This window comes from Pseudomonas sp. H1_D04 (genome assembly GCF_054683855.1).
Genome location: NZ_CP162826.1, coordinates 502,460 through 523,659 on the forward strand (window position 1 = coordinate 502,460; position 21,200 = coordinate 523,659).

14 protein-coding genes are annotated in these 21,200 nt (G+C 59.3%); 6 read left to right on the forward strand and 8 right to left on the reverse strand.

All coding sequences use genetic code 11. The annotated features are described in order from the left end of the window. Positions 1-304: 304 nt before the first annotated feature. Positions 305-742, reverse strand: coding sequence for a hypothetical protein (locus AB4N82_RS02405; RefSeq protein ID WP_032888790.1), 438 nt, complete (start codon positions 740-742; stop codon positions 305-307). A gap of 105 nt (positions 743-847) precedes the next feature. Between AB4N82_RS02405 and AB4N82_RS02410 the strand changes: the two genes are divergently transcribed. Beyond that, the gene (locus AB4N82_RS02410) at positions 848-1,288 is read left to right on the forward strand and encodes a universal stress protein (RefSeq protein WP_032888788.1); all 441 of its coding nucleotides are present in this window, start codon (positions 848-850) and stop codon (positions 1,286-1,288) included. Between the two features lie 138 nt (positions 1,289-1,426). Here the strand turns inward: AB4N82_RS02410 and AB4N82_RS02415 are convergent, their stop codons facing one another. Continuing rightward, positions 1,427-3,346, reverse strand: a complete 1,920-nt coding sequence (locus AB4N82_RS02415; protein ID WP_122764927.1) for an ATP-binding cassette domain-containing protein — start codon at positions 3,344-3,346, stop codon at positions 1,427-1,429. A gap of 213 nt (positions 3,347-3,559) precedes the next feature. On the opposite strand from AB4N82_RS02415, the gene AB4N82_RS02420 reads away from it, so the two are divergent. Together AB4N82_RS02420 and AB4N82_RS02425 are read left to right on the forward strand one after the other, a co-directional pair. Then, the gene (locus AB4N82_RS02420; protein WP_032888785.1) at positions 3,560-5,488 is read left to right on the forward strand and encodes a transglycosylase SLT domain-containing protein; all 1,929 of its coding nucleotides are present in this window, start codon (positions 3,560-3,562) and stop codon (positions 5,486-5,488) included. A gap of 209 nt (positions 5,489-5,697) precedes the next feature. Then, a complete protein-coding gene (locus tag AB4N82_RS02425; protein WP_460104305.1) occupies positions 5,698-9,600 on the forward strand; it encodes a hypothetical protein in 3,903 nt (1,300 codons plus the stop codon). Positions 9,601-9,622: 22 nt separating this feature from the next. On the opposite strand, the gene AB4N82_RS02430 is transcribed toward AB4N82_RS02425, so the two are convergent. Beyond that, positions 9,623-11,389: an ABC transporter transmembrane domain-containing protein gene (locus tag AB4N82_RS02430; protein WP_122755748.1), complete on the reverse strand. Its 1,767-nt coding sequence runs from the start codon at positions 11,387-11,389 to the stop codon at positions 9,623-9,625. 243 nt (positions 11,390-11,632) lie between these two features. Between AB4N82_RS02430 and AB4N82_RS02435 the strand changes: the two genes are divergently transcribed. Beyond that, positions 11,633-11,806 (forward strand): PA1571 family protein, encoded by a 174-nt coding sequence (locus AB4N82_RS02435; RefSeq protein WP_032888780.1) that lies wholly within the window; start codon positions 11,633-11,635, stop codon positions 11,804-11,806. Positions 11,807-11,859: 53 nt separating this feature from the next. Here AB4N82_RS02435 and pdxB read toward each other — a convergent pair whose 3' ends face one another. After that, positions 11,860-13,002: a 4-phosphoerythronate dehydrogenase PdxB gene (pdxB, locus tag AB4N82_RS02440; RefSeq protein ID WP_122755747.1), complete on the reverse strand. Its 1,143-nt coding sequence runs from the start codon at positions 13,000-13,002 to the stop codon at positions 11,860-11,862. A gap of 256 nt (positions 13,003-13,258) precedes the next feature. Here pdxB and AB4N82_RS02445 point away from each other — a divergent pair, with 256 nt between their 5' ends. Beyond that, a complete protein-coding gene (locus tag AB4N82_RS02445; RefSeq protein WP_122764925.1) occupies positions 13,259-14,653 on the forward strand; it encodes an MATE family efflux transporter in 1,395 nt (464 codons plus the stop codon). Here the strand turns inward: AB4N82_RS02445 and tusA are convergent. Further along, positions 14,650-14,901: a sulfurtransferase TusA gene (tusA, locus tag AB4N82_RS02450; protein WP_032888777.1), complete on the reverse strand. Its 252-nt coding sequence runs from the start codon at positions 14,899-14,901 to the stop codon at positions 14,650-14,652. The two genes, AB4N82_RS02445 and tusA, sit on opposite strands and share 4 nt — an antisense overlap. 13 nt (positions 14,902-14,914) lie before the next feature. Further along, entirely contained in the window at positions 14,915-15,991 is a 1,077-nt protein-coding gene (gene rlmM / locus AB4N82_RS02455; RefSeq protein WP_032888775.1) for a 23S rRNA (cytidine(2498)-2'-O)-methyltransferase RlmM, read from the reverse strand. Positions 15,992-16,181: 190 nt separating this feature from the next. Between rlmM and acnA the strand changes: the two genes are divergently transcribed. After that, entirely contained in the window at positions 16,182-18,923 is a 2,742-nt protein-coding gene (gene acnA, locus AB4N82_RS02460; RefSeq protein ID WP_122755745.1) for an aconitate hydratase AcnA, read from the forward strand. 157 nt (positions 18,924-19,080) lie between these two features. On the opposite strand, the gene AB4N82_RS02465 is transcribed toward acnA, so the two are convergent. Next, positions 19,081-20,019, reverse strand: coding sequence for an aspartyl/asparaginyl beta-hydroxylase domain-containing protein (locus AB4N82_RS02465; protein ID WP_032888770.1), 939 nt, complete (start codon positions 20,017-20,019; stop codon positions 19,081-19,083). Positions 20,020-20,164: 145 nt separating this feature from the next. Beyond that, positions 20,165-21,139 carry a cysteine synthase A gene (gene cysK / locus AB4N82_RS02470; protein ID WP_122764924.1) on the reverse strand — a complete coding sequence of 325 codons (975 nt, stop codon included), beginning with the start codon at positions 21,137-21,139 and terminating at the stop codon, positions 20,165-20,167. Positions 21,140-21,200: the final 61 nt, after the last annotated feature.

Consider the following 21,200-nt stretch of genomic DNA (forward strand, 5'->3'; position numbering starts at 1 on the left):
CACCTTCATCCAATTCCAGGCAATTGTCAATCGCTCGAAATGCTAGGAAAAACGCGACTTTCCAGTCATTTCAGAACTCAAACCATAGGCGCACGCTTCGCCAATATTCAAATATTCACGAAATCAATTATAGGAAGGATGTGGGAAAAGACTGTACAGAACGGGATATCCGGCTAGGCTAGCCGCAACCATAACGCGCACGGATGAACATCCGACGCAGCAAGCACAGATTACCGGCCTGCCTGGCCAACTCCAGCCCGATGATGATGTCGGGCTTTTTATTGCCTGAAATTCAGTAGACGCTTCAGGCCAGCGCTTTGAGCAGCGCATCAATGGCGAGCAAATCACTCGCTTCGCCCTTCTCGCCCCAGTACAGGGCAATCATCTGCTTGTCGGCCTCGACCTTGTAGACGTTGGCCGGCAGCGTTGCAAAATGCGGCAACAACTTCTCATCGTCGCAGACTTCACGCCATTGATTAACCCACACACCCGGCTCCAACTGCCAATAACTCCAGGTTGCCGGCGTGCTGCCGCGTCGTGGCCGGCAGTATTGCGCACAGGGGCTCGGGGGCTCTTGCTTGAGCCAGTGCGGCCACTCCTGAGGTGCCAATTGCATGGCCAGGCCGATGCGGCGCGCCTCCATTCGCAGGGCCATTCGCCCACTCTGGTGGCGCGAAGGGCGTAGCCATGCCAGAGGGCTCAGAACCACCACAAGGATTGACACCACTATCCAGACCGTCATATGAGTACCCCCGAATTTCTAGATGAGCGGATTTGACCTGACGCAACCCCATCCGCTTGAAAGCAGCCATACTGAACTTATTGCAGTCCCCTGGAGGAACGCCCCATGTCCTACACACATATTCTGGTCGCCGTCGACCTGACCGAAGAGTGCGATCCAGTGATCAAGCGCGCGCAGGCTTCAGCAATCGCCAACGGCGCCAAGCTGTCACTGGTACACATCGTCGAGCCCATGGCCATGGCGTTTGGCGGCGATGTGCCGATGGACCTTTCCCAACTGCAACAACAACAGTTCGATCAGGCCAAAGAACGCCTGGACCGGTTGATCATCAAATACCCGGAACTGACCAAGGAAAACTCCCACCTCACTTACGGCCAACCGCGCCAGGAGATCCACCACCTGGCCAAGGAACAGAACTGCGATCTGATCGTGGTGGGCAGCCATGGCCGTCACGGCTTGGCATTGCTGCTGGGCTCCACCGCCAATGATGTACTGCACGGAGCGCCGTGCGATGTGTTGGCCGTTAAGTTGGTAAAAAGCTCGTAACGCCGATGAAGATGCAATGCGGGAGGGGGCTTGCCCCCGATAGCAGCCTCTCAGTAGAAACACCACTGACTGAGACACCGCTATCGGGGGCAAGCCCCCTCCCACATTTGAGCCGCTTTTTTACTGACCTCAAGTCACTCAGGCATCTAACTCTGCCCAACGCTCCATCAGCACTTCCAGCTCCTGGTTCAACTTCTCCAGAGAAGCGATGACCTTGGCAGTTTCCGCCGCCGGACGCAGATAAAAACCCGCATCAGCCATGTCGGCTTCTACCGCAGCAATCTGCTGTTCCTTGGCGTCGATATCACCCGGCAAGGCTTCCAGCTCGCGCTGCAGCTTGTAGCTGAGCTTTTTCTTGGCCGTCGGCGCAGCCTCGGGTGCAGGGGCAGCAGTGGCAACAGGTGTCACCACCGCCGAGTTCAAGTCGGCCTTACCGGACTTGCTCTCGGTCACGCCCAGCAGGCGCGGTGAACCGCCCTGGCGCAACCAGTCCTGATAGCCACCGACGTATTCGCGCACCTTGCCCTCACCTTCGAAGACCAGGGTGCTGGTGACCACGTTATCGAGGAATGCCCGGTCGTGGCTGACCATCAGCACAGTGCCGTTGAAGGTCAATAAGACCTCTTCCAGCAGTTCAAGGGTTTCTACGTCGAGGTCGTTGGTCGGTTCGTCGAGCACCAGCAGGTTGGCAGGTTTGCTGAACAGTTTGGCCAACAGCAAGCGTGCGCGCTCACCACCGGACAAGGCCTTGACCGGCGTCCGTGCGCGCTGCGGGCTGAACAGGAAGTCGCCCAGGTAGCTCAGCACGTGGCGGCTCTGGCCGTCGATGTCGATAAAGTCGCGGCCTTCAGCCACGTTGTCGATCACGGTTTTTTCCAAGTCCAACTGATGGCGTAACTGGTCGAAGTAAGCCACGTCGATGCGTGTGCCCTCCTCCACGGTGCCGCTGGTCGGTTTCAGACCATTGAGCATCAGCTTGAGCAAGGTAGTCTTGCCGGTACCGTTGGCGCCCAGCAGACCAATACGGTCGCCACGCTGCAGGACCATGGAGAAGTCCTTGATCAGGAACGGACCGTCCGGGTGATGGAAGCTGACGTTTTCCAGCACCATCACTTGTTTACCCGACTTGTCGGCGGTATCCAGTTGGATATTGGCCTTGCCGGTGCGCTCACGACGCTCGCTACGCTCAACACGCAGGGCTTTGAGGGCGCGCACGCGGCCTTCGTTACGGGTGCGGCGCGCTTTGATGCCCTGGCGGATCCAGACTTCTTCCTGGGCCAGCTTTTTGTCGAACAGCGCGTTGGCAGTTTCTTCAGCCGCCAGCGTCGCTTCTTTGTGCACCAGGAAGCTGGCGTAGTCGCCGTTCCAGTCGATCAAGCCGCCGCGATCCAGTTCAAGGATGCGCGTGGCCAGGTTTTGCAGGAAAGAACGGTCGTGCGTGATGAACAGCACGGCGCCCTGGAAATCCTTGAGGGCTTCTTCAAGCCAGGCGATGGCGCCGATGTCCAGGTGGTTCGTTGGTTCGTCGAGCAGCAACAGATCCGGCTCGGACACCAGGGCCTGGGCCAGCAGCACGCGGCGACGCCAGCCGCCGGACAACTCGGCGAGGGTCTTGTCGGCCGGCAGTTGCAGGCGGCTCAGGGTGCTGTCCACCAGTTGCTGCAGGCGCCAGCCATCACGTGCTTCGAGGTCCTGCTGAACGTGCATCAGCTTGTTCAGGTCTTCCTCTGTGACGCAGTTCTGCGCCAGGTGATGGTATTGCGCAAGCAACTCGCCCACACCGTCCAGGCCTTCGGCAACCACGTCGAACACTGTCCGTCCGTCGGCCACCGGCAATTCTTGCGGCAATTCGCCAATCTTGAGGCCCGGGGCGCGCCAAACAGAGCCGTCATCGGGCTTTTGGTCGCCTTTTACCAGCTTCATCATGCTGGACTTGCCGGTGCCGTTGCGGCCGATGATGCACACCCGCTCACCACGGGCGATCTGCCAGGACACCTTGTCCAACAACGGCATAGCGCCGAAAGCAAGGGACACATCGCTGAATTTGAGCAGGGTCATACGCTTCTCCAAAAACTGGGCGCGCATTCTACCTGAGTTGAGGGTCGGATGCGGCCAGCATTTTCAAGGCCGACACGTTCTGTAGGACATTTCCCGTAAACCTGAACGAACCGGCCAGCAAAGCTTTCGCCGGTCGCTGGCAAAAGGCTAAGCTAGGGGCAATCAGCGTCGGCAGTGCCGGCGCTAGTCGTGATTTCTCTGCACGGACGTCTCATGCGCAGTCGCCTTTTCAACTTTTTATCTTGTCTGCTTCTTTCCGCCACCGCCGTTCAATCCGCCCAGGCCGTGGACCTCACCACCCAACGTCAATATTACGATGAAGCCAAGCGCGCTCTGGCCAAGGGCGATACCGGCCCGTACATGCAATACAGCCAGGCCCTGGCCGATTATCCGCTTACACCGTACCTGGCCTACGACGAACTGACTGCGCGCCTGAAAACCGCGAGCAACCAGGAAATCGAGCAGTTCCTGGCCAAAAACGGCGACCTGCCCCAGGCGAACTGGATGAAACTGCGCTGGTTGCGCTGGCTGTCCGAGCGTGGCGACTGGCAAACCTTTGAAAAGTACTACGACCCCAAACTCAATTTCGTCGAACTGGACTGCCTGCACGGCCAATACCAACTCACCCACAACCTCAAGGCCGAAGGCTACAAGACCGCCGAAAAGCTGTGGATGACCGGCAAATCCCAACCCGCCGCCTGTGATGCCACGTTTGGCCAGTGGGCCGCCGACGGCCAACTCACCGAACAGAAAATCTGGGACCGCACCAAACTCGCCGCCGAAGCGCGCAACTACGCGCTGGCCAACAGCCTGGTAAAAACCCTGCCAACCCTCGGTGCCCAAGGTCGCCTGATGGTGGACGTGGCACAAAAGCCCGACATGCTAAGCGATCCATCGCGCTTCCAGCCGGCCACCGAGGCTATGTCGGATGCCGTAGGCCTGGGCCTGCGCCGCCTGGCGCGCCAGGACCCGGACAAAGCCATGGCCCTGCTCGACGGTTACGCCAGCAGCATGCACTTCTCCCGTGACGAAAAAGTGGCAATCGCCCGTGAAATCGGCCTGACCCTGGCCAAGCGTTTCGACCCACGTGCCCTTGAGGTGATGACCAAATACGACCCGGAACTGCGCGACAACACCGTCTCCGAATGGCGCCTGCGCCTGCTGTTGCGCCTGGCGCGCTGGGAAGATGCCTACCAGTTGACGCGCAAACTCCCACAAGACTTGGCCACCTCCAACCGCTGGCGCTACTGGCAGGCGCGCAGCCTTGAACTGGCTGAGCCGAAGAACCCGCAAGCATTGGTGCTCTACAAGAACCTTTCGCGGGAGCGGGATTTCTACGGTTTCCTCGCCGCCGACCGCTCCAAGGCTCCGTACCAGTTGAACAACAAGCCGCTGGTGATGAGTCAGGCGCTGGTCAATAAAGTGCGTAACACACCCGGCGTGCGTCGCGCTCTGGAGTTCTACGCCCGTGGCCAGATCGTGGATGGCCGCCGCGAGTGGTACCACGTCAGCCGTCATTTCAACCGTGATGAGATGGTCGCCCAGGCCAAGCTGGCGTACGACATGAAGTGGTACTTCCCGGCGATCCGCACCATTAGCCAGGCCCAGTACTGGGACGATCTGGATATCCGCTTCCCAATGGCCCACCGCGACACCCTGGTGCGTGAAGCCAAGGTGCGGGGCCTGCATTCGAGCTGGGTATTCGCCATTACCCGCCAGGAAAGCGCCTTCATGGACGACGCCCGCTCCGGCGTAGGCGCCAGCGGCCTGATGCAACTGATGCCCGGCACCGCCAAGGAAACCGCGCGCAAATTCAGCATCCCGCTGGCTTCCCCGGCCCAGGTCCTGGACCCGGACAAAAACATCCAGCTCGGCGCCGCCTACCTGAGCCAGGTGCACAGCCAGTTCAACGGCAACCGCGTGCTCGCTTCCGCCGCGTACAACGCCGGCCCCGGCCGCGTGCGCCAGTGGCTGCGCGGAGCGGATCACTTGAGTTTCGATGTATGGGTGGAAAGCATCCCATTCGACGAAACCCGTCAGTATGTGCAAAACGTGTTGTCTTATTCGGTGATCTACGGGCAAAAACTCAACTCACCACAGCCGCTTGTGGATTGGCATGAGCGCTATTTTGATGACCAGTAAGGTCTGAAGCGACTCTGAAAATGCCCGCATCGAAAGATGCGGGCATTTTCATTTCCACGGCTGAAAACATTCTGATCGCCCGGGGAAATACACATACAGAAAAAACATGATGGAACGCGAAAAGTCTGATGTTCACTCAGCCCACGAGCTCAGTCGATAAATCATCTCTGAGTGACTGACTTCAAAATGGCCTAGAGAGAAACTCAGACATGACACTCACGTCCATCAGTAGCCGCTTAAACACTCAGCCCGCGACCAACATCATCACCCCCCCGCCACTCTTCGAGATCAAGAGTGAAAAGCCGCATACGCCTGATCAAGATGCCGGCAAAACGCCGCAAGCCAAGGCCGATCAGGAATTGGCCGTGCTGTTTGCCGCCGTACCAGCCAGATCGGCGAAAACCGGCCCATCGTACGATGGCATCGAGAGCGTTGAGGGTATCCCGCCAAGTTCGACCTTCGGCCAGTGGTGGACGCACCTGCATACGCTGCTCAAGCATCCCCAATTCGTCGAATGGGCAACGCAAAGGCACATTAATCTTTCCAAACCCTTAATGATCAGTCTGCGTGACGAGATCACCTTCACCATGACTGATGGGCGCCGGGAGGTGTTCAGGGCAACGGATGAAAACCCGCTCTGGCCGGTCGTTGTGGCGCCGATTCTTCGCGCCGCCAACGTCGTGGCGGCGGGCAACAGCCCCCTTCGTCTGTCCGCATCGGACCCCACATCTGCGCCCTTTGAAGTGGTGGCGAATTTTCACGGTGAATCGGTACCCCTCACGACGTCACGGACAGCAGAGCTGCAGCAGACCCAGACATTCACCAAAAACGCCGCCAACGCGGTTCCGAACAAGGTCGAGGATGGGCCGGCCAATACGGGCAAGCTCAATACAGAGCGGACCGCCCTTGGCGACCTGGTGGACACGCGCGCGCTCTGCGAAAAGCTCAAGGGCCTTGTGCGCTATGGTACCGAGGGGATTGAGGAGCGGTTAAAGAACACAACGATAGAGGTGTACCCGCACTCGTCATTCGGCCAAGGCCCCGAAACCGGCCCTGGACGCACCGTGACACTTGAGCAATTTATCCTGGCAAATAACTGGCGGTTGCCCAGCACGCTTGAAGCACTGGAGAACATGATCAGCACGCTCAATGCCCCGCCGTTGCAGGCACCACGCCTAGGCAGCCTGGGTGGGGCGATCTCGTGGCCGGCCCCGCTGGGCGACCACGACCAAAAGAGCGTTTACAGTCATTTTCACTACAACCTGCAACTACCGGCGTTGGTGAAGGAAAGAACGGAGCCCCAAAACCCACGGGGAGTTTTGGGTTATCTCACAAGCCACCTGCACATTTCCCAAAACGAATTGCGCGACCCACTTAAAGTCATCGAAAAAATCATCAACACACCAAAAGCCATCGAACTCGAAGCCGCCTTGCACCAAAAGATGGGGGATGGCTGGAAAACCAGCTCCAGCCATGACTGGCTGTTGACTGCCATCGCTACCACTCTGGACCCAGAAAGCATGTTTGGCCCGCAACTCAATCATCTCGCGGGTTTCAATCTGGCCGACGGACGTTTCATGGGGCAGCCCCTCGCAACTATCAAGCAGGCGTTCATTGACCACCTGATAAAACTGAACAGAGCCTCGCCGGACATGGCGCCCATTGCTGCACAAATGCTGCTTTCGCGTACAGCGCCGGAGTTATTGGTCAAAAACGTTCCTGCCAGCATTACGTTGGGATCGGCAGCGTGGGTGAGTTTCAAAGCGGCGGTGACGCGGATCGAGGCCTATAGCCCTGGTGCCACGATGCAGATGACGTTTGCGCAAGTGTGTGCCAGAGATGCCCTGGACCCGATTTCGCAAGAGGGGCAGGCCATTCAGCAAGTGACATCGCGAGCGGCGCTTATTGAGTGGGGCAAGATCAACGGCGAACTCGTGCCCCGCAATGACGGGAACTATCCTCAGGCTGACATTGATCGGGTCCAGCGCGCGCTCGCTGACAAAACTTCAACGTTGCAACAAGCCGTCGAGCAACTTGCCAGTAAGGTGCCGACCCAACGCGATGTGGCGCTACAGCAACTCAAGCAACAATTCGGCGAGGGGCTTCCCTACGAACTTAAATGCTTTCGCGATAATAGCCCCCGCGGCAGAGGCCACGGAAACCTTGCTAGCTCAACGCAGCCAAAATATTCGCTACTGGACTTTTATCTTTCAAAACCCGAAGTCAATCCGTTTTCTAATTGGGTATCCGATAACAACACGATTGCCCCCAGCATGATTGCCCGTCTTGCTCACTTGCCAGACGCAAAATCCCTGCATAAGCAAGCCTTTGTCGACTACACGGAAGGCACCAAAAAAGCACAGGCGAGCGTGATAAAAAACCAGCTTGCGAAACTTCCTCTGGAAGATCGCAAGAATCTTGAGTTTGGCAGCATTCGTATATTCATAGAGGGTCAGGTCAGCCGTTATGAAAGCAACCTCCCAGGTTTCACAATTAATGACGAAGATAAAGTACCCAGCCAGCCGAAAGAGCAAAAGGCACTGATCTTCCAGACCGAGCGCGACGGGAACCTGGAGTTTTATGAAATATCAGCGCAAAAAGGCCAAATAAATAAACGTGACGATCTGAAGACAAACTTTAAGGAAGGCCCCCAAGGAGATTGGGTCAAGGTGCCCAGCCATCAAGGTTCAAAATGGACAAATACGGCGATCCATGAAGTCAAACCAAGCGCCTCCCAAGATGCAGTACAACAACGGGCCCGGCAATTGCCAGTGACCATCCCTGCCTCGTTCAGCAGCGCGCGCAGTGCCTATATCAGTAATACGGTAGTCAATTACTCCAACCCGGAATCAAACTTTGAGCAACTACTGGAACTGACCAAAAGCATCACAACATTCGATGAAGAGGCCGATAAGGAAAAAGCCCTGTTCAACATAATTGTAGGCCTAATACCTGGGGCGTCTGCCGTTAAAAACCTGATCAATGGAGACCCCTTGGCGGCACTGGGAGATCTGTTGTTTGACGGGGTGATGTACTTGACCGGCTCGGCCCTGGGCAGAGGCGCGAGTGCCGTTGGCGGTCCCAGAGGCGCGACCCGGGTGGCCATGGCGAGCAGCCGAATAGGTCGCGGCGTGCTGGGTAAAGCCTCGGGCGCGCCGGCCAGCAGTGCCCGGCTGGCCGCAGGCACGAAACCCCTTAATGCACGGCAACTGTCGCAGAGCACGATGGATCACGCTCAACTGCGTGCGTTTGCCGAACGAGCCGACATAGCGGAAGGCACTTATCGCGCCCCCGGTGCACTCGAACCCAGCCGAGTAACCGCCCAACTGGATAACAAAACCGGTCACTGGCTGCACTATGACGTGAATAAAAACACAGCTTACGGGAAGAAACTGGATAACTTCTCACCCGACAATCATCGGCCAATTTCAGCCGCAACAGGCAGTCAACCTGCACCTGCAACTTCACCTGTGTCTTTCGAAAAAAGTCTGGCCTATGACAACGTCATACAAATGAAAGGCACGATGAAAGACCTCAAACTTGTGGCCAATGAAATGCATGTGTTCGTCGACACCTATAAAGGTGTTGATCGCCTGAATATTGTCGCCCACGGCCTTGAGCGCAGCCGACTGGACAGATTTTTGAACCGTGGAAGCAGCATCGTTATCGACAATACCGCGTACTCGGCCAAAGACTTGGTCGCTTTGTTGAACACGAAAGGCGTCGACCCCAGCGCCTTTAACAATGTGCGGCTATTGGTTTGCTACTCTGGCGAAGGTGGCAGTCGCGCCTTCGGCAGCTTGCTGCAAAAGGAGATCAACCGGCCGGTGAAGGCGTTCGAGGGTTCGGTTTCAATCCAACACGGCTCTACGTCATTGACGGCCGCGCGAGACGACCTGATTGCGCGGATCAACGAGATCAGCCCCGGCATCTCTGCTAAAAACGCCGAGCGGCTGGCAGATATGAACATGTATCAGGCCTTTGTAGGGAAAGTCACCCAGCACGTTGTCAAGACTCACGGTAGCAAGATAAAGATGAACGTGGCGCTTCTGGGCGAGCCCAAACACTATGTGGACACTAGGGTTTGGTACAAACCTGTCTACTTCCGTTAGCACTGGCGCCAGGCATAGCAGGTCATTGCGCTTGCGCACCACTACTGAACTGCAATGCCGCCAACCGCGCATACAACGGGTTGCTCGCAATCAGCTGCTGATGCGTGCCCACCGCAACCAGTTTGCCTTGGTCCATTACCGCAATGCGGTCGGCGTTCTTCACCGTCGCCAGGCGGTGGGCAATCACCAGCGTAGTACGGCCCTGCATCAATTGCGGCAGTGCCTGCTGGATCAAGTGTTCACTTTGCGCATCCAGAGCGCTGGTGGCTTCGTCCAGAAGCAGGATTGGTGCGTCCACCAGCAACGCGCGGGCGATGGCCAAGCGCTGGCGCTGGCCACCAGAGAGGCCCAGCCCGCCATCACCGAGGTGGGTCTGGTAGCCGTCGGGCATTTGCAAGATGAAGTCGTGAGCATGGGCGATGCGTGCAGCGGCTTCGACTTGCTCGCGGGTAGCTGAGGGATTGCCGTAGCGGATGTTCTCTTCGACGCTGCCGAAAAACAACGCCGGGCTCTGGGACACCAGGGCAAAGTGGCGGCGCAGGTCCAGGGGGTCGAGGTCGGTCAGCGGATGGCCTTCGAGCAGGATTCGGCCATGCTGCGGATCGTAGAAACGCAGCAGCAGGTCGAAGATCGTCGATTTACCCGCGCCGGACGGGCCGACGAGTGCCAGGGTTTCACCGGGGTTGATGGTCAGGTTCAACCCGTCGATAGCGTAGCTGTCAGGTCGCGAGGGATAGGAAAAGCGCAGATCTTGCAGCTCCATACGGCCACTGACCCGCTCGGGCAATTTCACGGTATCGGTTGCCGGCGCCTGGATTTCATTAGTCGACTGCAACAGCTCACCAATCCGCTCAGCTGCACCGGCTGCACGCTGCAGCTCACCGAGCACTTCGCTCAGGGTGCCGACCGCGCTGCCGACGATCAGGCTGTAAAACACGAACGCCGCCAGTTCGCCGCCGGAAATGCGCCCACTGATCACGTCCATGCCGCCGACCCACAACATCACACCCACGGCGCCGAGCACCAGCATGATCACCAGCGTGATCAGCCAGGCGCGCTGGGCGATGCGTTTGCGCGCGGTGGCAAAGGCTTCTTCCACGGTCACGGCAAAGCGCTGCTCGTCCTGAACCTGGTGGTTATAGGCCTGCACGGTCTTGATCTGGCCAAGGGTTTCGGACACATAACTGCCCACATCGGCAATGCGGTCCTGGCTCAGGCGCGACAGGCTACGCACGCGGCGCCCGAAAATCAGGATCGGCGCCAGCACCAGCGGCAATGCAACCACCACGATGCTGGTGAGCTTGGGGTTGGTGACGAACAGCAACACGATGCCGCCAATGACCATCAAGGCATTGCGCAGGAACAGTGACAGCGACGAGCCGATCACCGATTGCAGCAAGGTAGTGTCGGTGGTCAGCCGCGACTGGATTTCCGAACTGCGGTTGTTCTCATAGAAGCCGGGATGCAGGTAGATGAGGTGGTTAAACACCTGCCGACGAATATCCGCCACCACTCGCTCGCCAATCCAGGAGACCAAGTAAAACCGCGCAAAAGTACCCACCGCCAAGCCAAGCACCAGGATCATGAACAGGCCGATGGACTGGTTGAGCAGGTGTGGCGATTGGGTCATGAAGCCCTGGTCCACCAGCAGGCGAATGCCTTGGCCCATGGACAAGGTAATCCCGGCGGTAACGATCAGCGCCAGCAAAGCACCCAGCGCCTGCCAGCGGTATGGCGCGATAAAACGGCTGGCCAGGCGAATCGCGCGGCGTTGACGGGTTGAGAACATAGGGGCATCACCGATGAGGAACCTGTACCCAACATTGGGGGAACTTGGGCAAATAACAATGAGTCAGGTTAATTATGCCCGCCGATACTCATCCCTAGAGGCTATCGGTCTAATGCCCGGCTGGAAATCGGCCGCCGTTTCTGGTGGACTGAGTATTCGAACCGGTGGTCGTGCAGGGAGTTGTAACAGCGCGGTCACGCGGGGGTTTTAAAGTAGGTATACAACCTGATGAGGAGACAGGCCATGACCTTGCAAAACAGCAGCGATGCCAAAATTGAAGTGATCCGCCAACCCCAGCAGTTGCCTTGCTCCGTCATCGACGCCCAAGGCCATGAGGTGCAGATCACCGAAGAAATGATCCAGCAAGCGTGCCGCGAACTGGAAGAAAAACTGGTCAAGCCTGCCCAGCAAGGCTGAAGCGCCCAAGCTCTTTCAGACCCGGCCTCGATGGCCGGGTTTTTTATGGGTGCTTAAACAGCTACCGCGCCCAGTGCGGACACGATCTTCGACAACGCCGCCGACTCCCCATTGATGCGCACGCTCAAGCCATCAATCTCGCGACGCTCGGGATAGTGCTTGCGCAGCAAGTCGAACGCCTTGCGCTGCTCTTGCACAGTTCCAACCAGGCTCCGACGGAAATCCGCATCATCCCGGCGCGGGTCGTACACGCTGCGGCACAAGGTCGCCAGCGCCCAGGCCGGGTCGGTCGAGGCATTCAAGTGCACTTCAGCCAACCACAGCGCAGGCAACAGCTCACTCAAGTGAATGCTCGGTTCCTGACCCAGGTACGCGCAAAACGCCTGGTAGATCTGCGCCGTGCCGCGCTGGCGGCCTTCCAGGCTGTAACCGGCGATATGCGGTGTGGCCAGCACGCATAGGTCGGCCAGGTCCACATCCACTTCGGGCTCGCCTTCCCACACATCCAACACCGCTTGCAGGTCTTCGCGTTCCAACAGCACCTCGCGCAGGGCGGCGTTGTCCACTACCGGGCCACGGCTGGCGTTGATCAGCCAAGTGCCGGGTTTGAGCTGTTCGAGGCGCTGACGGTCGAATAAATGCCAGGTAGAGCCATTGCCGGACTTGGTCAAAGGCGTGTGCAGGCTGATCACGTCACACTGCTCGATGATCTGCGCCAGGCTCACATAGTCGCCCCCTTCGGCGATCTGCCGCGGCGGGTCGCACACCAGGACATTCCAGCCCAGGCCTTTGAGCACCTTGACCAACCGCCCGCCCACTTCACCGGCGCCGACAATGCCATAGGTGCGTTGGTTGAGGTCGGCGCCTTCGATCTCGGCGAGGGTCTGCAGGCTGCCCAGCACGTAGTCCACCACGCCACGGGCATTGCAGCCGGGCGCGCTGGACCATTGGATGCCGGTCTGCTTGAAGTAGTCGAGGTCCAAGTGATCGGTGCCGATAGTGCAGGTGCCGACAAAACGCACCTTTGAGCCCTCCAGCAACGCGCGATTGACGTTAGTCACCGAGCGCACCAGCAGTACGTCAGCCTGCTCGACCGTGGCGCGATCAAGGGAACGGCCGGGCACCCGGCGAATCTCGCCAAATCCTTGGAAGAAGGCATCGAGCAGAGGGATATTTTCGTCGGCAACAATCAGCATGGCAGGCTCCTTTGGCGGATCAGCAGTGTACAGGGATGCGATCTGCAATGTGGGAGGGGGCTTGCCCCCGAATAGCCGTGCGTCAGCGACTATCCAGTGACTGACACTCTGCAATCGTGGGCAAGCCCCCTCCCACCAGGGATATGCGGTGCCCTGGGAGGTCGCTTACAAATCCCTAACACAGGTTTTTTCCTGACCATGGCGTCAAGGCGTAGAATCCGCCGTCCTTGCGCTATTTTCTATTGGACACCCGCACGTGAACACTGCCGCCACCCCCCTCACCCGCCCCGCCCGTATCAGTCGGGAAGTGCGCGACCTGCTGACGCTCGCCCTGCCGATCATGATCGGCCAACTGGCTACCACCGCCATGAGTTTTGTAGACGCGGTGATGGCCGGACGTGTCAGCCCCCAGGATCTGGCGGCAGTGGGGTTAGGCAACTCGATCTGGATCCCGGTGTACTTGCTGATGAGCGGCACGCTGCTGGCCACCACACCAAAAGTCGCTCAGCGCTACGGTGCCGGCAAGTTCAGCGAAATCGGACCGCTGGTGCGCCAGGCCTTGTGGCTGGCGGTGGTCGTGGGGATCCTCGGAGGATTGCTGCTGCTGTGCGCCGAACCGATCCTGCATGCCATGAAGGTCGAGCCTGACCTGATCGTGCCGTCCATGGGCTACCTGCACGGCATCGCTGCGGGGATGCCAGCGATTGCGCTGTATTACGTGCTGCGCTGTTTCAGCGATGGCCTGGGCCGTACGCGACCGAGCATGGTCATGGGCCTGGTCGGCCTGGCGCTGAATATTCCGCTGAACTACATCTTCATTTACGGCCACTTTGGCGTGACGGCCATGGGCGGCGTGGGCTGTGGCTGGGCCACGGCCATTGCGATGTGGGTGATGATGCTCGGCCTGGCCGTCTGGACGCGCTGGGGCCCGGCCTATCAGAGCAGTGAATTGTTCAAGCGCTTTGACTGGCCGCAATGGGCTGTGATCAAGCGTGTATTGGGGATTGGTCTGCCGATTGGCGTCGCGATCTTTGCCGAGTCGAGCATTTTTGCAGTGATCGCCCTGTTGCTCGGCAGCCTCGGCGCCACGGTGGTGTCCGGGCATCAGATTGCACTGAACGTCAGCTCCCTGGTGTTCATGATCCCATACTCCCTGAGCATGGCGGTCACAGTGCGCGTCGGTCAGGCCCTGGGGCGTGGCGAAGCGCGTGAAGCGCGCTTCGCCGCCGGGGTCGGCATGGGCACCGCGCTGGCGTATGCCTGCCTGTCGTGCAGCCTGATGCTGTTGTTTCGCGAGCAGATCGCGACGATCTACACCCCGGACCCGGTGGTGATTCACCTCGCGTCGACGCTGATCGTGTTCTCGGCGCTGTTTCAGTTCTCGGACTCGATCCAGGTCACTGCCGCTGGCGCATTGCGTGGCTATCAGGACACCCGGGTGACCATGGTGCTGACGTTGTTCGCCTACTGGGGCGTGGGATTGCCGGTGGGCTACGCACTGGGGCTGACTGACTGGCTCGGCGCGCCCAGCGGCCCAAGCGGTTTGTGGCAGGGGCTGATCGTGGGCCTGAGCTGTGCGGCGGGGATGTTGCTGGTACGCCTGGCGCGCAGTGCACGCCGGCGTATCCGGGCGGATAAGGCGCGCGCTTAGTCGGCCTTTTTGCGAATCCAGTACAGGTAGGTGCCGGCTTGTTCCTGCTGATCCACCAATTCGTGGTCAAGGAACACGCAGAACTTGGGAATATCGCGACGGGTTGACGGGTCGGTCGCGATCACTTTGAGCAAGCCGCCTGCCGGCAGGTCGCGGATGTGCTGGTGCAGCATCATCACCGGTTCCGGGCAGTTGAGGCCTGTTGCATCGAGAACGCCGTCTACGGGGCTGTCGTTAATATCGCTCATTGATTACTCCTCGTTAACGGGCCTTGGTTTTCTTCGCATCCACCAGCCGACGCAGGTGGCACGTCACTTCCTCACGGTCGTGGTAAAGCTGCTTGCAACCGATCTCCACGCGGATGCCGCGCGCCTTGAAACCCTCTTCGATGCGCTCCAGCAGACGCTTCACTTCGGCATAACGCTGCTTCATCGGCAACTTCAGGTTCACCACCGCCTCGCGGCAATATCCTTCGCCAATCCAGGTTTCCAGCAGCGCGGCGTTGCGTGCGGGTTTCTCCACAATGTCGCACACCATCCAGTCAACCGGTTGCTTGGGCACGAAGGTGAAACCGTCGGCCATCAGGTGCTGCACCAGGCCGGTGTCCATCAGGCTTTCGGCCATGGGGCCGTTGTCGATGGCCGTCACCAACATGCCGCGGTTGACCAGTTGCCAAGTCCAGCCGCCCGGCGCGGCACCGAGGTCGACGCCGGTCATGTCGCCGTGCAGGCGCTCGTCCCACTGGTCGCGGGGGATAAAGTGGTGCCAGGCCTCTTCCAGCTTGAGGGTTGAGCGGCTTGGCGCGTCACGCGGGAATTTCAGGCGTGGAATGCCCATCGGCCACATCGCCGAGTTGTTCGACTCGGCCAGCCCCATGAACACTTCGCGGCCACTCTTGAACGTCAGCAGCAAGCGCGGCTTGCTCGGGTCGTCCACCAGTTTGCCGGCGTTGAGCAGGGCTTTGCGCAGGTGCACTTCGAATTTCTTGCAGAAGTTCGACAGTTCCTTGCCATCGTTGGTGTCGACCATCTCCAGCCAGAGGCTGCCGCACACCGGGAATTCACGCAGGTGAGCGAGGATCACGCTGATGCGATCGGTTTCCGGCAGGTCGATAAACACCCCGCGCGCCCACTGCCTCGGGAAGATCAGCTCGGCAAAGCGTTGGCCGTGCATCAAGCGCTGGGCGCCGTCTTCTTCGGTGCAGACAAATTCGGCGCAGGCGCTGCCGGTCTTGGCTTTGGCGTAGCCGGAAACGTTCAGACGCGCGGCGTGTTCCGCGATCTCGGAACAGACTTCGCCTTCAAAACCCGGGCGGCAGTGCATAAAAAGGGTGTTCATTGAATCTCCTGGCAACTGGCTTGCTCGATCGCAATGCCTGTCATGAAAACGCGCGCATGATAGCCGAGTTCGGAACCTTGGACTTGCCCATAGAGTCCAGTTATTAGCCTGCTAATGAAAACAGCGCTAGTTTTAAAGCTCTGTTCGTCCCGTCAGGTCCGTAGCCGTGCGGACCATAAGGAGTCATGTAATGTCATCCCTTGATAGCCTGAGAACCCTTAAAACTTTAGAAATCGACGACAAGACCTACCACTATTTCAGCCTGCCCGAAGCCGCCAAGAGCCTGGGCGATCTGGATAAGCTGCCGATGTCGCTCAAGGTGCTGCTGGAAAACCTGCTGCGCTGGGAAGACAACAAGACCGTCACCGGCGCCGACCTCAAGGCCATTGCCGCCTGGCTCAAAGAGCGCCAGTCCGACCGTGAGATCCAGTACCGCCCCGCCCGCGTGCTGATGCAGGACTTCACCGGTGTACCCGCCGTAGTCGACCTGGCCGCCATGCGCGCCGCCGTGGCCAAGGCCGGGGGCGACCCGCAGCGCATCAATCCGCTCTCCCCCGTGGACCTGGTGATCGACCACTCGGTAATGGTCGACAAGTTCGGCAATGCCGACGCCTTCGAAGAAAACGTCGATATCGAGATGCAGCGCAATGGCGAACGCTACGCCTTCCTGCGCTGGGGCCAGAGCGCCTTCGACAACTTCAGCGTGGTGCCGCCGGGCACGGGCATCTGCCATCAGGTCAACCTGGAATACCTTGGCCGCACCGTCTGGACCAAGGACGAAGACGGCCGCACCTACGCCTTCCCCGACACATTGGTCGGCACCGACTCCCACACCACCATGATCAATGGCCTCGGCGTACTGGGCTGGGGCGTGGGCGGCATCGAAGCGGAAGCGGCGATGCTCGGCCAGCCGGTGTCGATGCTGATCCCGGAAGTAATCGGCTTCAAGCTCACCGGTAAACTCAAGGAAGGCATCACCGCCACCGACCTGGTGCTGACCGTGACCCAGATGCTGCGCAAAAAAGGCGTGGTGGGTAAATTTGTCGAGTTCTACGGCGACGGCCTGGCCGATCTGCCCCTGGCCGACCGCGCCACCATCGCCAATATGGCCCCGGAATATGGCGCCACCTGCGGATTTTTCCCGGTGGATGACGTCACCCTGGATTATCTGCGCCTGTCCGGTCGTCCGGCGCAAACCGTGAAACTGGTCGAGGCTTACACCAAGGCCCAAGGCTTATGGCGCAATGCAGGTCAGGAACCGGTGTTCACCGACAGCCTGGCCCTGGACATGGGCAGCGTCGAAGCCAGCCTGGCTGGGCCAAAACGTCCACAGGACCGTGTGGCCCTGCCGAATGTCGGCCAGGCCTTCAGCGACTTCCTCGACCTGCAATTCAAACCCACCAACAAGGAAGAAGGCCGCCTGGAAAGTGAAGGCGGCGGTGGTGTGGCCGTGGGCAACGCCGACCTGGTGGGCGAAACCGACTATGAATACGAAGGCCAGACCTATCGCCTGAAAAACGGCGCCGTGGTGATCGCCGCCATCACCTCCTGCACCAACACGTCCAACCCCAGCGTAATGATGGCCGCCGGGCTGGTGGCGAAAAAAGCCGTGGAAAAAGGCCTCACGCGCAAACCGTGGGTGAAGACCTCACTGGCTCCCGGCTCCAAGGTGGTCACCGACTACTACAAGGCGGCAGGCCTCACTCAATACTTGGACACCCTCGGCTTTGATCTGGTGGGCTATGGCTGCACCACCTGCATCGGCAACTCCGGGCCATTGCCCGAGCCGATTGAAAAAGCCATCCAGAAGGCCGACCTCGCCGTGGCCTCGGTACTGTCGGGCAACCGTAACTTCGAAGGCCGCGTGCACCCATTGGTGAAAACCAACTGGCTGGCATCGCCGCCGCTGGTGGTCGCCTATGCGCTGGCTGGCACCGTGCGCATCGATATCAGCAGCGAGCCGTTGGGTAACGATCAGGACGGAAACCCGGTCTACCTCAAGGACATCTGGCCAAGCAGCAAAGAAATTGCCGACGCCGTGGCGCAGGTCAGCACCAGCATGTTCCACAAGGAATACGCCGAGGTGTTTGCCGGCGACGAGCAGTGGCAGGCCATTGATGTGCCCCAGGCCGCGACGTACGTGTGGCAGAAGGATTCCACCTATATCCAGCATCCACCCTTCTTCGAGGACATCGACGGCCCGTTGCCGGTGATCAAAGACGTCATGGGCGCCAACGTGCTGGCGATGCTGGGAGACTCAGTCACCACCGACCACATCTCCCCCGCCGGCAATATCAAGGTCGACAGCCCCGCTGGCCGCTACCTGCGCGAGCAAGGCGTCGAACCGCGGGACTTCAACTCCTACGGCTCACGCCGCGGTAACCATGAAGTGATGATGCGCGGCACGTTTGCCAATATCCGCATCCGCAATGAAATGCTCGGTGGCGAAGAAGGCGGCAACACGCTGTACATCCCCACCGGCGAGAAGATGCCGATTTACGATGCGTCAATGAAATACCAGGCTTCGGGCACGCCGCTGGTGGTCATTGCAGGTCAAGAGTACGGCACCGGCTCCAGTCGCGACTGGGCGGCCAAAGGCACCAACCTGCTGGGGGTCAAGGCGGTGATCGCCGAAAGCTTCGAGCGGATCCACCGTTCCAATCTGGTGGGCATGGGTGTGTTGCCATTGCAGTTCAAGCTGGATCAGAACCGCAAGGCGCTGAAGCTCACGGGCAAGGAGAAGATCGATATTCTCGGGCTGAGCGAGGTGGAGATCGTGCCGCGGATGAACCTGACGCTGGTGATTACCCGCGAGGATGGCAGCCGCGAGAAGGTCGAGGTGCTGTGCCGGATCGACACCTTGAATGAAGTGGAATACTTCAAGTCGGGGGGGATTTTGCACTATGTGCTGCGGCAGTTGATTGCGTCGTAAGGCGATCTCAAAAGCAATGGAGAACTAATGTGGGAGGGGCGGTGCGACGATTCGACTTGCCCCCGATAGCGGTGGATCAGTCATAGATGTTTTGACTGACATACCGCCATCGGGAGCAAGCCCCCTCCCACACTTTGACCGCGTTTAACGCTTCAGATCAGCCGAACAGCCACTTCCACAACAAGACCAGCACCACTACCGCCAGCACCGGCCGCGCAATGCGGTAAGCCTTTGGATGCTTGCGCTTCCACTGTTTGACCACACCACTGAACTTGTCACTGAAGGTCTTGCTCCAGGCATACGCCTGGTTGATGCCGCCGACGCGCTCGTCATCCAGGTTCTGCGGCGCGGTGGCGCGGCCCAGTTGCTTGCTGACCCAACGGTTGACGCGGGTCATCACGCGATTACTCAGCGGGCGCTCGATGTCGCAGAACAGGATCACGCGTGTCTTCTCGGTTTCGTTCTTCACCCAGTGCACGTAGGTTTCGTCGAACATCACGTCCTCACCGTCACGCCAGGCATACACCTGGCCGTCGACGAAGATGCGGCAGTCGTCGGAGTTCGGCGTGGACAAGCCCAAGTGATAACGCAGGGAACCGGCAAACGGGTCACGGTGCGGGTTGAGGTGGCTGCCGCCCGGCAACAACGCAAACATCGCCCCTTTGACGTTAGGAATGCTGCTCACCAAGGCCACGGTTTTCGGGCACAGCGCCTCGGCCGATGGCAGGGGTTTGTCGTACCACTTGAGGTAGAAACGCTTCCAACCCTTTTTGAAGAACGAACCGAAACCGGCGTCGTTGTTCTTTTCGGCGGCGCGAATGTAACCCTCGTCGAACAGGTGCATGGCCTCTTCGCGGATCACTTCCCAGTTGTCCTTGAGCACGTCCAGTTCCGGAAACTTGCTGCGGTCCAGGTAAGGTTTGGACGGCACGGCCGAGAACAGGTACATCAAGGCGTTATAGGGGGCGAACAGCGCCGAATGGTTAACGAACTGGCGCAACATCGGTAAACGGGCCTTGCCGCGCAGGTGTACATACAGCGTGCTACCGATAAACAGCAGCAACACCGACAGTTTGGCGGCCAAAGAAAAGGTCATGCAGCAACTCCTGGAAATAAGCGTCTGGCCAACAACTTCCCGTCACGGGGAAACCAGACGTAGCAGCCAGCCATGATAAACAGTTGGGCCAGTATGCAGAAGGCCCAGGGTAACGGGGCTGACACACATCAACCCCAAACGCTCATCAGGCCTGGTTTTCCTGCTCGGTAAACAAATCGCTGAATAGCATGCTCGACAGGTAGCGCTCGCCGGAGTCCGGCAGGATCACCACGATGGTCTTGCCCTGCATTTCCGGCTTCTCGGCCAGGCGCACGGCCACGGCCATTGCTGCGCCACAGGAAATACCGCACAGAATTCCCTCTTCCTGCATCAGGCGCCGTGCCATGGCCTTGGATTCGTCGTCGGTCACCAACTCGACGCGGTCAACCATCGAAAGATCGAGGTTTTTCGGCACAAAGCCGGCGCCGATGCCCTGGATCTTATGCGGGCTGGGCTTGATTTCTTCACCGGCCAGCGCCTGGGTGATCACCGGCGACACAATCGGCTCCACCGCTACCGACAGAATCGGCTTGCCCGCAATGTTCTTGATGTAGCGAGACACACCGGTAATGGTGCCGCCGGTGCCCACGCCCGCTACCAGCACATCGACCGCGCCGTCGGTGTCGTTCCAGATTTCCGGACCGGTGGTTTTCTCGTGGATCTCGGGGTTCGCCGGGTTTTCAAACTGGCCCGGCATGAAGTAGTTGGCTGGATCGTTGGCGACGATTTCGCCGGCCTTTTCGATAGCGCCTTTCATGCCTTTGGCCGGCTCGGTCAGGACCAACTCGGCGCCCAGCGCCTTGAGCACCTTGCGGCGCTCGATGCTCATCGACGCCGGCATGGTCAGCAGCAGCTTGTAACCACGGGCGGCGGCGACAAACGCAAGGCCGATGCCGGTGTTGCCAGATGTGGGTTCGACAATGGTCATGCCCGGTTTGAGTTTGCCGGTGCTTTCTGCGTCCCAGATCATGTTTGCGCCAATGCGGCACTTCACCGAGTAACCCGGATTACGCCCTTCGATCTTGGCCAGGATGGTCACGCCACGGGGGGCGATCCGGTTGATCTGCACCAGGGGCGTGTTACCGATGGAGTGCGCGTTGTCTGCAAAAATGCGGCTCATGACGGGTCCTATAGGCAATTTCAAGAAGGCAATAAGGGTATGCCTCGTACTGCAAAGCGTC